Source organism: Kribbella sp. VKM Ac-2566, assembly GCF_004366005.1.
Taxonomy (GTDB): Bacteria; Actinomycetota; Actinomycetes; order Propionibacteriales; family Kribbellaceae; genus Kribbella; species Kribbella pratensis.
On the sequence record NZ_SODT01000011.1, the window covers coordinates 843,379 to 856,790 of the forward strand.

Below are 13,412 nucleotides of genomic sequence, written 5' to 3' on the forward strand. Positions count from 1 at the left end.
CGGATTCTACGATGTGGATAGTTCGGGAGCTATACCGGTTTATCAATTCCAGGAGATCCCATGCGTAGACGCCGTTCGGCGCTCGTGGCAAGTCTTGCCGCCGCCGCCCTCACCCTCGCAGGTTGCGGCCTCGGTTCCGAGGACTCGGGCAGCAGCGGCGGCGCCAAGCCGACCGTCGACGCGGGAGCCCAGGTGACCGGTGAGGTCAGCTTCCAGACCTGGGCGCTGAAGCCCAAGTTCACGTCGTACGTCGAAGGCGTCATCAAGGCGTTCGAGGCGAAGTACCCGGGCACGCACGTCACCTGGCTCGACCAGCCCGGCGACGGCTACGACAAGAAGGTGCTGAGCCAGGCCTCGGCCGGCCAGCTTCCGGACGTCACGAACCTGCCGCCCGACTTCGCCCTCAGCCTGGCCAAGCAGAACATGCTGCTCGACGTCGCCGCCGCGGACCCGAAGCTGAACGAGGAGTACGTCGAGGGCGGCGTGCAGGCGTACCAGTACCAGGGGATGGACGGCACGTTCGGCTACCCGTGGTACCTGAACACCGACATCGACTACTGGAACGCGACCAAGTTCGCCGCGGCCGGCCTGGACGTGAAGAACCCGCCGAAGACCTTCGACGAGCTGCTCGCCGCCGCGAAGACGATGCACGACAAGACCGGCGGCAAGGAATACCTGATGAGCCGGCTGCCGGGCATCGGCGACTTCACCAACGCCGGGATCAAGATCCTCTCCGACGACGGCAAGAAGTTCACCTTCAACACCCCCGAGGCCGCCGCGCTGCTGGACAAGTACCGCGACGCCTACAAGGCGGGCTACATGCCGCGCGACATCCTGACCAACGAGTACCTGGGCAACTCCAAGCTCTTCACCCAGGGCAAGGTCGCCTGGACCACCGGCGGCGGCAACGCGATCCAGGACTTCGTGAAGGACAACCCGTCGCTGAAGGGCAAGGTCGTCCCGTCGCCGGCGCTGGACACCCCGCCGCTGTACGTGCAGGGGCTGTCGGTCTCGGCCAAGTCCAAGAACCAGGCCGCGGCGATCGCGCTCGCCCGCTTCGTCACCAACGCCGAGAACCAGGCCGCGTTCGCGAAGATCGTGAACATCTTCCCGTCCACCAAGGCCTCCGCCTCCGACCCGTACTTCTCCAAGTCCGACGGCACGCCGGAGAGTGACGCGAAGGTGCTCGCGTTCCAGTCGCTGGCCAAGGCCAAGGTGCTGCAGCCGCCGGTGATCAGCGGCGCGACCAACGACTTCATCGGGCAGCAGATCTCGCTGGCGATCTCCGGCAAGATCTCGTCCCAGGCAGCCCTCGACGCCGCGGTGGCCAAGGCCAACCAGCTACTCACTCAGTGATGCGTTACAACCGTTGGTTCACCCCGTGGGTGCTGGTGATCCCAGCACTCGCGTGGTTGCTGGTGTTCAACCTCTGGCCGTCGATCAACACCGTCATCTTGTCGTTCACGAACGCCAAGCCGATCGGCGGCGGCCACTTCGTCGGGCTGAAGAACTTCGAGACCCTGCTGCACGACGAGCAGTTGCGGTGGGCGCTGCTGAACAGCGTCATCTACATGGTGGTCTGCCTGCCGTTCCTGACCGTCCTGCCGTTGCTGCTCGCCGTACTGGTGGAGAAGAAGCTGCCCGGGATCACGTTCTTCCGGACCGCGTTCTACACCCCGGTGGTGGCGTCCGCGGTCGTGGTGGCGCTGATCTGGCAGTGGATCCTGGACGACCGCGGCCTGGTCAACGGTCTGGCCGAGAAGCTCGGGGTGATCTCCGGGCCGCTGCCGTTCCTGTCCGACCAGTGGTTGTTGTTGCTCAGCGCAATCAGTCTGACGATCTGGAAGGGGCTCGGGTACTACATGATCATCTATCTGGCCGCCCTCGGGAACGTCGGGCGTGAACTGCACGAGGCGGCCGCGGTCGACGGCGCCGGGCCGCTGCGGCGGTTCGTGCACGTGACCGTCCCCGGCGTACGGGGGACGATGATCCTGATCTCGATCCTGATCTCCGTGTCGGCGCTGCGGGTGTTCTCCGAGCTGTTCATCCTCAGCGGCGGCAAGGGCGGTCCGGGTGGCCGGGACAACTCGGTCGTGATGCTGATCCAGCAGTACAGCCAGGGCTTCGAGGGCAACCTCGGGTACGCGTCGGCCTTGTCGATCGTGCTGTTCTTCGTCACCGTCGTACCGATGCTGGTGCTGGCCCGTCTCAACCGCCGGGGAGCAGAAGCATGAGTGTTGTCACTGATCCGGCGCGGCCGGCTGTTGCGCCTGAGGCGCCGAAGACCGTACGGCGGCGGCGTTCGTCCGGGTTCAACTCGGTGTCGCCGCGGGAGAAGGTCGCGCGGTACGTGTTGCTGGTGTTCGTGCTGCTGATCACGATCGGGCCGTTCCTCTGGCAACTGTCGACGTCGCTGAAGGGCTCCGGGGAGGACATCTACACCCGGATCCCGCGGCTGCTGCCGGCACAGCCGACGTTCGACCACTACAAGGAGGTCACCGACACCATCCCGGTCTGGGACTACGCGCGGAACTCGCTGGTGGTCGCGTTCCTGGTTGTCGGCGGCAACGTGATCGGCTCCTCGCTGGCCGGGTTCGCCTTGTCCCGGTTGCAGTTCCGCGGCCGCAAGATCGTCCTCGGGCTGTTCCTGGCGACCCTCGTGCTGCCGGGTGAGGTCACGATCATTTCGCAGTACGTGACGGTCCGCGAGTTCGGGCTGGCGAACACGCTCTTCGGCGTCGCACTGCCTGGGATGATCGGTGCGCTGAACGTCTTGCTGATGTACAACGCGTTCCGGTCGCTGCCGGTCGAAGTCGACCAGGCTGCGGTCGTGGACGGCGCGAACGCGTGGCAACGGTTCCTGTACATCGGCCTGCCGTCGGTGCGCGGGACGATCAGCGTGGTCGCGATCTTCGCGTTCATCGGCGCCTGGGACGACTTCCTCTGGCCGCTGATCGTGCTGACCGATCCGAACAAATACACGCTGACCGTCGGCCTGCAGTACCTGTCCGGCACGTTCAGCAACAACCCGCGGCTGATCGCGGCGGGCACGATGATCGCGTTCATCCCGATCGTGATCGTCTTCGCCACCCTGCAACGCTTCTTCTTCAAGGGCGTCGAGGAAGGCGCCGTCAAGGGATAGCGCAACCGGCTCCGACCTGGTGCAGGTCGGAGCCGGCTGTTTCGCGTGGACTACCGCACGAGCACGATCGAGTTGATCGGCGTGTAGTCGTGCGGCAGGTACTCGCCGGTGGCGCGGTAAACCGGGCCGCAGCCGGTGCCGTTGTAGCCCAGATCGAGCCCTTTCGGCCAGGCCCGAAACGGGTTGTCAGCGCATCCGGGTCTCGGCGAGGTCCAGCCAGTGAGTCGTGGCGGACGGGGTGTGGTGGCGGATGGACCAGTCGACCTGGCGCAAGGACATGTGGGCCCAGTAGAGGCGCAGTACGGCGGGATTGAGCGTGTTCTCGAGGAGTTCGTCGTACCAGGTCAGGTCCGCGTCGGGAAGACGGACGTGGGCGTCGAACCGCAGGGTGACCAGCGCGAACAGGCGGTCGCCGCGGCCGATGCCGTCCCAGTCGACGATCCCGGTGATCTGTCCGGTCTCGGTCAGAACGTTCCCGGTGTGGAAGTCGAGGTGCACCAGGTCGTCGCCGGTCATGTCGCTCGGCTCGTCCCGGCCGACCTCGTGGATCCGGTCCAGGAGCCTCCGCGTGCGGTCGTCGTACCGCTGGAGGGACTCGTGCAGACAGAAGCCGGGTCCGCTCTCGAGCAGGTACATCGACGGGACCGGCAGGTCGGGGGCCAGCCCGGTGAAGTGGTCGGTCAGGGCGATCATCGACTCCAGCAACGCGCGGTCGACGGTCTCCGGTGGTCGTCCTGGCAGGCGCTCCTGCACCACGCCGACGCCGTCCGGCAGGTCCGCCAGCAGTTGGTACTGCGGGACAGGCAGCCCGCCCCGCCGCGCTGCCTCGAGAACCTCCGCCGTACGCCGAAGGTCGGCCAGGGAACCGAATCCGCGCGTCAGTACGCCGTCCCGCCCATCGGGCCAGCGCACGAACGCGGCACCGACCTCGCCTCCGCCCGCCTGCCCGACGAACTCCAGCCCCGCGCCGCTCGCCCGATTGACCTCCCGCAGCAACTGCTGCGCATCGAGTTTCGCCACCGGGGCCGGCATGCCGTCATGAGTCACAGCGCCTCACCGTAGTTGACCTGGAGTGCACTCCAGGTCGCAGGATGGACCGCATGACTACGTACGCACCGGCCGAGGCCTCCGAGCGCACCGGTCTGAGTTTGGACACCCTGCGCTACTACGAACGTCTCGGACTGTTCGGTCCGGTACGTCGAACTTCCGCGGGGCGCCGCGTCTACAGCGACCACGACGTGGCGTGGGTCGGGCTCCTGGTGTGCCTGCGGAACGCCGGACTGGGGATCAGCGACCTGCAGCGGTTGATGGGCCGGCTGCGGGACCGCTCGGGCGGCCCGACCGGTGTGGTCGAGCTGCTCGAGGAGCACCGGTCCCGCCTCCACGGTGAGATCGCGAAGATGAACGTCGCCCTCGACGTACTCGACGACAAGATCGCTCATTACCGTGGCGCGGCAGATCAGTCGAAGAAGTAGGGGTAGGGGACCGACTCCGGCCGGCTGGCGACGTCGAGTCGTTCCTGGTGCTCCGGCGTGAGCGAGAACTCCGCGGCCCCGAGGAGATCGTCGAGGTACTCCGGCGTCCGGGGACCGATGATCGGCGCGGTCACGCCGGGACGCTGCATCAGCCAGCGGACAGCGACCTGGGGGAGTGTGCGACCGGTCTCGGCCGCGACCGCCGTCAGCTCGTCGATCACGTGCCATGTGTGCTCATTGGCATAGCGGTCCCACGAGTGGGTGCCGGGCGTGGAGACCTTGCTGTCCTGGGGTGGTGCGGTCATGCCGCGCCGGAACGCGCCGGACAGCCAGCCTGAGCGCAGTGGCGACCAGGTGATGACGCCGAGGCCCTCGTTCTTGCAGACCGGCAGCAGCTCCCACTCGGGCGAGCGGTCCAGCAAGGTGTAGAGCGGCTGGAGGCTGGAGAGCGGCTCCCAGCCGTTCTGCGCGCACAGGTCCACCGCCTTCTGCAGCTGCCAGCCGCGGAAGTTGCTGACTCCGATGTAGCGGACCTTGCCGGCCCGCACGAGGCCGTCCAGCGTCGACAGCGACTCGGTGAGCGGCACGCTGTCGTCCCAGAGATGGAGCTGGTAGAGATCGACATAGTCGGTGCCGAGGCGCCGCAGGCTCGCGTCGATCGCGTCGAGGATGTGCTTGCGGGACAGTCCTTGGTCCGTAGGCCGCGGACCGACCCGTCCCCAGACCTTGGTGGCGATGACGTAGTCGGAGCGTTGCTGCGTCTTCAGCCAGCGTCCGAGCACTTCCTCGGACGCGCCGGCGCCGTACACGTCGGCAGTGTCGATGAACGTCCCGCCGACGTCGGTGAACTTCTGCAGGATCTTCCGGCTGTCCTGCTCGTCCGTCCGGTCGCCGAACATCATCGCGCCCAGGCAGAGCTCGCTGACCTTCAGGCCTGTCGTTCCGAGATTCTTGTAGTCCATCTCCCCGACGCTAGGAGCTGGACCGCACTCCAGCTCAAGACCCGCTGCCTCAAGACCTCTGCGTCGCCGAGGGGTACACCGCGCCGGTGTACTTCTCGCCGGGGCCTTGGCCGGCCTCGTCCTGGATGGTGCTGGCTTCGCGGAACGCGAGTTGGAGGGAGCGGAGGCCGTCCTTCAACGGCGCCGCGTGGTGGTGGCCGAGCGCGGGAGCGGCGGCGTCCAGGAGGCCGGCCAGCGAGTCGATCAGCGAGCGGGCCTCGTCGAGGTCCTTGTGGTCCGGCAGGTCCGCGGCGAGGCCGAGGTTGACGGCGGCGGCGCTCATCAGGTGCAGTGCGGCGGTGGAGATGATCTCCACGGCGGGGACCTCGGCGATGTCGCGGGACGCGGTCGAGAGGGGGTCGGGCTGTGAGGTGGCATCTGCGTCGGTCATGCTGCTACTCTTGCATGGCGACCGACCCGGTCCATTGGTGACCCCTGAGCGGAATAGTTCAGGACCGCCCGTGGTTCGAGTCTAAGCGGAGGGCCACCTCCCACCCAGTCGATGAACAGTCGGCGGGTCCCGGTCATGTTGAGAGCCACTGGAGGACATCCGGAGGATCACAACGACAGTACGGTGTACCAGCCGCAAGGTCGGACCGTCGTACATCTGGGAATTGGGCCTTCGTGTGATCGCACGAGGGCCTTTGTGTTTTCCCAGGGATTACACGGGGCTCGCGGTGATCGCGAGGTGGCACCCAGTACGAGTTCAACCCCAGGAGGACCCATCACCACTGATTTGCGCGTCAACGAGCGCATCCGCGTTCCCGAGGTGCGGCTGGTCGGACCGAACGGTGAGCAGGTAGGCATCGTTCGGATCGAGGACGCACTTCGGCTGGCCCAGGAAGCCGATCTCGACCTGGTCGAGGTCGCCGCAACCGCCCGGCCTCCGGTCTGCAAGTTGATGGATTTCGGCAAGTACAAGTACGAGACCGCGCAGAAGGCGCGCGAGTCCCGCCGGAACCAGACCAACACCATCATCAAAGAGATGAAGCTGCGGCCGAAGATCGACCCGCACGACTACGAGACCAAGAAGGGTCACGTGGTGCGGTTCCTGAAGGCCGGGGACAAGGTCAAGATCACCATCATGTTCCGCGGTCGTGAGCAGTCCAGGCCGGAGCTCGGCTTCCGGTTGCTGCAGCGGCTGGCCGAAGACGTGACCGAGCTCGGCTTCGTCGAGTCGTCGCCGCGTCAGGACGGCCGGAACATGATCATGGTGCTCGGACCGCACAAGAAGAAGTCCGAAGCGCGCGTGGACGTGGAAGCCGAGAAGGCGCAGCGGAAGGCCGAGCGCGAGGCCGAGGAAGAGGCCGAGCGCGCACAGCGTGCCGAGCAGGTTCAGGCCCACGAGGCCGAACGCGCCGCCGGAGTCACCAAGAAGCCGAAGGGTCCGGCCGACAACCTCGACCCGGAGTGACGGAACGCTCCGGCCGCCCGAGGCAGCCGGAGCCCGTCGTACCGACGATCGAGTCAACGAAGAAAACCAGGAGCACACAGCCATGCCGAAGATGAAGACCCACTCGGGGATGAAGAAGCGCGTCCGGGTCACCGGGTCGGGCAAGATCCGTCGTGAGCAGACCGGTGTCCGCCACCTCGCCGAGGCGAAGTCCTCGAAGCGCAAGCGCCGCCTGTCCGGCACCGTCGAGGTCGCCCCGGCGTACGTCAAGAAGGCCAAGAAGCTTCTCGGCATCTGAGGCCCCTGCCTCGCCCCTCCCGAACATCCCCCGCCGCGTGGGCGATCCTGTCTCCGGCGCAGAAATACAAGGAGTAACACCTCATGGCACGCGTGAAGCGGGCAGTCAACGCCCACAAGAAGCGCCGGGTCGTACTCGAGCAGGCCAGCGGTTACCGCGGCCAGCGCTCGCGGCTGTACCGCAAGGCGAAGGAGCAGGTCACCCACTCGCTCGTCTACGCCTACCGTGACCGCAAGGCGCGCAAGGGCGACTTCCGGAAGCTGTGGATCCAGCGCATCAACGCCGCGGTCCGCGCCGAGGACCTGACCTACAACCGCTTCATCCAGGGTCTGCGCCTGGCCGAGGTCGAGGTGGACCGCAAGATCCTCGCCGACCTCGCCGTCAACGACCCGGCCGCGTTCTCCGCGCTCGTGCAGGTGGCCAAGGCCGCCCTGCCGGCCGACGTGAACGCGCCGAAGACCGACGCGGCCTGAGCTCCACCCCGCGAGTAGCACACCCGAAGTGGCGAGTCCCGGTCTGCTGACCGCGCAATCCGCGCGGATCAAACAGGCCCGGCGGCTCGCCACTCGTGCGTTCCGGCGCAAGACCGGCCGCTTCCTGGTCGAAGGCCCACAGGCAGTCCGGGAGGCTCTCGAACATCGCGAGCTCGTGGTCGAGGTGTACGCCGAACCCGCGCTGGCGACCCGGCATCGTGACCTCTACGACCTCGCCGTGGCGGCCGGCGTCCCGTGGTTCGAGGTCGATCGCGCCGCCGTCGAAAGCTTGAGCGAGACCGTCACCTCACAAGGGGTCGTTGCGGTCTGCTCGCTGGTGACCGTTCCGCTGCCGGACAGCTCGTTCAAGCTCGTCGCCGCCGGCGTCCAGGTCCGCGACCCCGGCAACGTCGGCACCTTGATCCGTACGGCGGACGCGGCCGGCGCGGATGCCGTCGTACTGACGTCGGAGTCCGTCGACCCGCACAACCCGAAGGCGGTCCGGGCCAGCGTCGGCAGCATCTTCCATGTGCCGATCAGCACGGACGTCGACATCGTCGCGGCGGTGCAGACCTGGCGTGAGCACGGCCTGCAGGTGCTCGCCGCCGACGGGTACGGCGCGACCGACCTGGACACCTGCATCGACGACGGAACCCTCGCGAAGCCGACCGTGTGGCTGTTCGGCAACGAGGCCCACGGCTTGCCGGACGGCATCAACACTCTCGTCGACCATTCGGTGAGGGTCCCGATCTACGGCCGCGCCGAGTCGCTCAACCTGGCCACCGCCGCCGCGGTCTGCCTGTACGCCTCGGCCCGGGCGCAGCGCCGGTGATCTTCGATCTGCCGGGGCGGTTCTGGCGCGGGAACCTGCACACGCACTCGAACCTGTCCGACGGGGCGTTGTCGCCGGCCGAGACCGCGCAGGTCTACCGGGATGCCGGGTACGACTTCGTGGCGATTACCGATCACTTCCGCGCGGAGTACGGATTCCCGATGACGGACACGCGGGAGCTGCGGTCGGACGGGTTCACCACGCTGATCGGCGCCGAGTTGCACGCGCCGCGAACCGAGGCCGGCCAGGCGTGGCACATCGTGGCGGTCGGACTGCCGCTGGACTTCGCGGCACCGGACGAGACGGAGACCGGGCCTGAGCTCGCGCGTCGCGCGCGGGCCGCGGGCGCGTGGATCGGGATGGCGCATCCGTCGGCGTCGCTGCTGACGGCCGTCGACGCGGAGAGCCTGGACGCGGCCCACTCGGTCGAGGTCTACAACGCACTGTCCGACCGCGAGAACCGCGGCGACAGTTGGCACCTCACCGATGTCCTCCTGAACCGCGGTCACCGACTGACGACGTACGCCGCCGATGACGCTCACCTGCAACCCCAGGACCCGCCACCCTGCCAGGCCTGGATCCACGTCCGCGCCGAAACCCTCGACCCGGACGCCCTCCTGATCGCGTTGAAGGCCGGCCACTTCTACTCCAGCACAGGCCCCGAGCTGTACGACGTACGCATCGAAGGCGACGAGATCACCGTCCACTGCTCACCCGCCACCAAGATCCTCCTGACCGGCGGCCACCCCGGCGCCGAGGTAATCCAAGGCACCAACCTCACCGAGTGCACGTTCCCCCTAGGCCTGTTCCGCAATACCCACTGCCGCATCACTACCGAAGACACATCCGGCGCCCGAGCCTGGACCAACCCGATCCACCTTGGCCGCGGTTGACGTTGGGGTGGGGGCGTGTCAGCGTTTGGGTAGCGCGCGCCAGGGCGCCTCCTCTCCGCGGCAAGCACCGAGTGCACCTGGAACGGCAGGACCTTCGAAGATGGCCGGTGATCCTTCGGGACGGCCTGGTTCAGCGGAGCGGGTTGTCCTGGAAGGACCGTCGATGTCGACCATGCCGCTGCCCGCGAAGGCGAGTCTCAGTCAGTTGCGCGCCCGGGCGAAGGAGCTCCGTAAGGCAGTCGCCAAGGGCAGGCCCGATGCGATCGAGCGGGCCCGCGCACACCACCCGTCGTACGACGAGGCGGGCTTCACGTTGCGGGATGCGCAGTTGACCATCGCCCGCGAGTACGGACTGGCCAGCTGGCAGGAGCTGATGGAGAAGGTGGCCACGGAGCTCGTCGAGGGCCGGGAGCTGCACCGGTACTTCGGCGTCGAGCTGAACAACGAGACCTGGGACCTGCTCGAGCAGATCGACGAGAACAGTCCGCTGCTCGACCAGGAGCGGTTGCTGTACGGCGCGTACGCCGCCTGCCTGCACTGGCTCGAAGCCGGGAATGAGGCCAACCACGCCCGCGGCGAGCACCTGATCGCGCGGGTCGCATTGCGGATCGGCAGGACCGAGATCGGACTGCGGCACGCCCGCCGCTGTCTCGAACTCGTGCAGGCGTTCCCGGAGCAGATGGCCGACTGGGACGAGCCCTTCGCGCGGGAGGCGCTCGCTCGGGCGCTCGCGGCGATCGGCTCGCGTGATCAGGCGCTGGCCGAGCTTCGCCGGGCCGAGGAGCTCACGAAGCAGGTCGCCCAGGACGGCGATCGCGAGGTGCTGCTGACCGAACTCGCCAAGGAGCCCTGGTTCGGGCTCACTTCTTGACGCGGGACTCGAGGCCGTCGAGGAGGGCGTCCAGGCCGAAGACGAAGTTTTCGGTGAGGCCGGCGTCGAGGTCCATCGCGGTACGGCGGCGTACCGACTTCTGCATCTCTGGGTAGTCGCTCGCGACCGATTGGGCCTGTTCCAGGATCTCGCTGACCCAGTTCTCCTCGGAGCGGCCGGACTTGCGGACCATCTCGCGGGTGGCGACCTCGGCGCTGACCGTGCCGAGGACGTACGACATCACGCTGCCCATCGCGAGGTCGATCTCGTGCTCGGAGAAGCCGGCGGCACCGAACAGGACCAGGCCGCGGGAGCCCATCGACATCGCGTTCGGGCCGATGCTCGGGCGGGTGTACATCACCTCGGGCAGCCACGGGTGCCGCAGTACGGCGGATCGCAGGCTGTGCCCGAACAGCAGCGCACCGGCTCGCCATCCGGCGAGCTCTGGCTCGGGTACGTCGATCTCGCCCCAGACCTCGTCGATCAGCAGGTCGATCAGGTCGTCCTTGGTGTCGACGTACCAGTAGATGCTGGTCGCACCAGCCACCAGCTTGGCGGCCAGTTTGCGCATGCTCAGCCCGGAGACGCCCTCCGTGTCGAGGATGTCCATCGCGGCCGCCACGATCTGCTTCCGGCTGAGGGTCTCCCGGGGAGAGGTGGCCTTGCGTTCGCGGGTCCAGATCGAGTCCTTCACACCGACCATCCTACAAAGGGCTCGCACACTGTACGAGATCGTCGTACAGTGTGCGAGTGACTAGTACACCGTTCGAGTCTGAAGCCGCCACCACCGAGGGGCATCCCCGGCGCTGGTGGATCCTGTTGATCCTGTGTCTGAGCCTGATGGTGCTGGTCGTCGACAACACCGTGCTCAACCTGGCGATCCCGTCGCTGATGCGCGATCTGGGCGCGACGCCCGCGGACATCCAGTGGGTGATCGACGCGTACATCCTGGCGTTCGCGGGACTGCTGCTGACCGCCGGAAGCCTCTCCGACCGGTTCGGCCGGCGAAAGATGCTGCTGCTCGGGCTGGTGGTGTTCGGCCTGGCGTCGCTGCTGGCGACCCTGGCCGAGAACCCGTGGCAACTGATCGCGTGCCGCGGCCTGATGGGGGTCGGCGGCTCGTTGCTGATGCCGAGCACGCTGTCGCTGCTGTTCACGGTGTTCCCGCCGGAGGAGCAGCGCAAGGCGATGGCGGGCTGGTCGATGGTCGCGATGGTGGGCGTGGTGGCCGGCCCGACGGTCGGCGGCGTACTGCTGAACCACTTCTGGTGGGGCTCCATCTTCTGGCTGAACGTGCCGATCGCGATCCTGGCGATCATCGGCACGCTGGCGCTGATCCCGGAGTCGAAGGGCCCGGCGCGCGACGTCGACCCGGCGGGCGCCATCCTGACGATCGTCGGTATGGCGTCGATCGTCTGGGCGATCGTCTCGATCCCGCTGCACGGCTGGGGCTCCGGGCGGGTGCTCGGCGCGCTCGCGGTCGGTGTGGTCGCGTTGACCGCGTTCGCGTTGTGGGAGAAGCGCAGTGCGCATCCGATGGTGCCGTTGGCGCTGTTCAAGGACCGGCGGTTCAGTGGTACGAGTTTCTCGATCGTGCTGCTGTCGTTCACCGCGGGCGGTTTGCTGCTGGCGTTGACGCAGTACCTGCAGTTCGCGCTCGGGTACACGCCGCTGAAGGCCGGCCTGGCGCTGATCCCGTATGCGCTGTCCGCGGCGCTGTTCAACGGCCTCGGAGCGACGCTCGGGAAGAAGATCGCGGACCGGACGCTGATCTCGATCGGTCTGCTGATCATCGCGGGCAGCTTCGGCATCCTGACCCAGGTGTCCGACACGAGCGGGTACGGATTGTTGATCATCGGCCTGCTGGTGATGGGGATCGGCGGTGGCCTGGCCGGTCCGGCGGCGTACACGCTGTTGATGCAGGCCGTTCCGCCGGAGCACCGCGGTGTCGGCTCGGCGATGAACGACACCGTGCAGCAGACGGGTGCCGCGCTGTCGGTCGCCGTACTGGGCAGTGTGCTCGCCGCGGCGTACTCGTCGGCCCTGCCGGACGCCGTTCCGGAGGCGGCCCGCAAGTCGATCGCCGACACCATCGCGCTCGGCCCGGACTTCCTCGGCGCGGCCAAGCACGCCTTCGTCGACGCCATGTCCATCGCGATGACGGTCGGCGCGATCGGCGCGGTCGCCGGGGCAGTGGTCGCGCTGGCAGTCCTCCCGAAGGGCGAGAAGAAGGTGCAGGAGGCAGCTCCGGCGGTTGACGACGCAGTGCGCTGACACCGGGCTTTGACACCGGGCGCTGACAGCATGCAGGTATGACGCGACGGTGGCCGACCCGTTCCCACGCGACGACACCGGCCGGCGCGTTCCGCTGGAGGGCCTGTGTCTGATCAGGGGATCGCGAACCTGGTCCTGATGTCGTTGTTCATCCTGCTCCCGATCGCCCTCGGCACGATGCTGTTCGGGCGGTCCCGCGGGAACCGGTTCGTGCTGAAGTGGGCGCGAGGTCTCGCGATCCTGGCGGTCGTCCTGGCGACCGTGTACGACGTGGCCGGGGCGGTGTGCCTGATCCTCGCGGAGCCCGAGCCAGGCCACGAGCCATGGGCGGATCCCGCCGCAGTTGTCGACTACCCGACCTTCTTCATCCCCATCGGCGTAGGCGCGCTCCTAGCGGGGGCCGGCGTCCTGGTCGGAGCAATCCGCGCCAGGCACCGCCTGGGCTAACCCTCGGCTTGGGGAGATTTTCGTGCCGAATCGGGAAGGAACTCTCCCCAAGTCCGCTGTCCACAGGAGAGGAAGCGGCGGGGCGGAGGGCGGTGGGACGAGTGCAGGTTCTTGGGCATGGAGGACAGAAGCGAAGATCGAGGTTCCGCGGCTGGTCGGGCGCCCCTCACGGCTGCTCGGTTGCTGTGTAGTGGGTTGGGGAGGGTTTTGTGCCGATCCGGGAGTAAAAGCCTCCCCAAGCCCTCGGGTGGGGTGGTTGTGGACGGGCGATTCACGGTCTTGGGGGTTGGGTTCTTAGACTGCAATCCGCAGA

Annotated in this window: 16 protein-coding genes; 12 read left to right on the forward strand and 4 right to left on the reverse strand. The window is 67.5% G+C overall.

Going from position 1 to position 13,412, the window contains the following annotated elements; genetic code table 11:
- Positions 1 to 60: 60 nt before the first annotated feature.
- The 3 genes from EV647_RS26860 to EV647_RS26870 are packed head-to-tail and all read left to right on the forward strand — an operon-like array spanning position 61 to position 3,142.
- Positions 61 to 1,356 carry an ABC transporter substrate-binding protein gene (locus EV647_RS26860; protein WP_134007471.1) on the forward strand — a complete coding sequence of 432 codons (1,296 nt, stop codon included), beginning with the start codon at positions 61 to 63 and terminating at the stop codon, positions 1,354 to 1,356.
- Complete coding sequence (locus EV647_RS26865) at positions 1,356 to 2,234, forward strand: carbohydrate ABC transporter permease (protein WP_134007473.1); 879 nt, start codon at positions 1,356 to 1,358, stop codon at positions 2,232 to 2,234. Before EV647_RS26860 ends, EV647_RS26865 begins: the two co-directional genes overlap by 1 nt.
- The gene (locus EV647_RS26870) at positions 2,231 to 3,142 is read left to right on the forward strand and encodes a carbohydrate ABC transporter permease (protein WP_134007475.1); all 912 of its coding nucleotides are present in this window, start codon (positions 2,231 to 2,233) and stop codon (positions 3,140 to 3,142) included. Before EV647_RS26865 ends, EV647_RS26870 begins: the two co-directional genes overlap by 4 nt.
- 186 nt (positions 3,143 to 3,328) lie before the next feature.
- Here the strand turns inward: EV647_RS26870 and EV647_RS26875 are convergent, their stop codons facing one another.
- The gene (locus EV647_RS26875) at positions 3,329 to 4,189 is read right to left on the reverse strand and encodes a phosphotransferase (protein WP_238177403.1); all 861 of its coding nucleotides are present in this window, start codon (positions 4,187 to 4,189) and stop codon (positions 3,329 to 3,331) included.
- Positions 4,190 to 4,242: 53 nt separating this feature from the next.
- Between EV647_RS26875 and EV647_RS26880 the strand changes: the two genes are divergently transcribed.
- Positions 4,243 to 4,617, forward strand: coding sequence for a MerR family transcriptional regulator (locus EV647_RS26880; protein WP_134007477.1), 375 nt, complete (start codon positions 4,243 to 4,245; stop codon positions 4,615 to 4,617).
- Here EV647_RS26880 and EV647_RS26885 read toward each other — a convergent pair.
- Together EV647_RS26885 and EV647_RS26890 are read right to left on the reverse strand one after the other, a co-directional pair.
- Entirely contained in the window at positions 4,602 to 5,579 is a 978-nt protein-coding gene (locus tag EV647_RS26885; protein ID WP_134007479.1) for an aldo/keto reductase, read from the reverse strand. The genes EV647_RS26880 and EV647_RS26885 overlap by 16 nt on opposite strands.
- A 49-nt stretch (positions 5,580 to 5,628) precedes the next feature.
- Entirely contained in the window at positions 5,629 to 6,009 is a 381-nt protein-coding gene (locus EV647_RS26890; protein ID WP_133785356.1) for a DUF1844 domain-containing protein, read from the reverse strand.
- Between the two features lie 345 nt (positions 6,010 to 6,354).
- Between EV647_RS26890 and infC the strand changes: the two genes are divergently transcribed.
- From infC to EV647_RS26920, 6 genes are all read left to right on the forward strand, one after another.
- The gene (gene infC / locus EV647_RS26895; protein ID WP_238156848.1) at positions 6,355 to 7,032 is read left to right on the forward strand and encodes a translation initiation factor IF-3; all 678 of its coding nucleotides are present in this window, start codon (positions 6,355 to 6,357) and stop codon (positions 7,030 to 7,032) included.
- Positions 7,033 to 7,114: 82 nt separating this feature from the next.
- Positions 7,115 to 7,309 carry a 50S ribosomal protein L35 gene (gene rpmI, locus EV647_RS26900; protein ID WP_130383713.1) on the forward strand — a complete coding sequence of 65 codons (195 nt, stop codon included), beginning with the start codon at positions 7,115 to 7,117 and terminating at the stop codon, positions 7,307 to 7,309.
- Between the two features lie 83 nt (positions 7,310 to 7,392).
- A complete protein-coding gene (gene rplT, locus EV647_RS26905) occupies positions 7,393 to 7,782 on the forward strand; it encodes a 50S ribosomal protein L20 (protein ID WP_131296281.1) in 390 nt (129 codons plus the stop codon).
- Positions 7,783 to 7,810: 28 nt separating this feature from the next.
- Positions 7,811 to 8,614, forward strand: coding sequence for an RNA methyltransferase (locus EV647_RS26910; RefSeq protein ID WP_134007481.1), 804 nt, complete (start codon positions 7,811 to 7,813; stop codon positions 8,612 to 8,614).
- Complete coding sequence (locus EV647_RS26915) at positions 8,611 to 9,507, forward strand: CehA/McbA family metallohydrolase (protein WP_166680438.1); 897 nt, start codon at positions 8,611 to 8,613, stop codon at positions 9,505 to 9,507. Before EV647_RS26910 ends, EV647_RS26915 begins: the two co-directional genes overlap by 4 nt.
- A gap of 163 nt (positions 9,508 to 9,670) precedes the next feature.
- Positions 9,671 to 10,378, forward strand: coding sequence for a hypothetical protein (locus EV647_RS26920; RefSeq protein ID WP_134007483.1), 708 nt, complete (start codon positions 9,671 to 9,673; stop codon positions 10,376 to 10,378).
- On the opposite strand, the gene EV647_RS26925 is transcribed toward EV647_RS26920, so the two are convergent.
- On the reverse strand, positions 10,368 to 11,081 hold the full coding sequence (locus EV647_RS26925) for a TetR/AcrR family transcriptional regulator (protein ID WP_134007485.1): 714 nt from the start codon (positions 11,079 to 11,081) through the stop codon (positions 10,368 to 10,370). The two genes, EV647_RS26920 and EV647_RS26925, sit on opposite strands and share 11 nt — an antisense overlap.
- Before the next feature lie 47 nt (positions 11,082 to 11,128).
- Here EV647_RS26925 and EV647_RS26930 point away from each other — a divergent pair, with 47 nt between their 5' ends.
- Both EV647_RS26930 and EV647_RS26935 read left to right on the forward strand, forming a co-directional pair.
- The gene (locus tag EV647_RS26930) at positions 11,129 to 12,652 is read left to right on the forward strand and encodes an MFS transporter (RefSeq protein ID WP_238177404.1); all 1,524 of its coding nucleotides are present in this window, start codon (positions 11,129 to 11,131) and stop codon (positions 12,650 to 12,652) included.
- Between the two features lie 105 nt (positions 12,653 to 12,757).
- Positions 12,758 to 13,099: a hypothetical protein gene (locus tag EV647_RS26935; RefSeq protein ID WP_134007489.1), complete on the forward strand. Its 342-nt coding sequence runs from the start codon at positions 12,758 to 12,760 to the stop codon at positions 13,097 to 13,099.
- Positions 13,100 to 13,412: the final 313 nt, after the last annotated feature.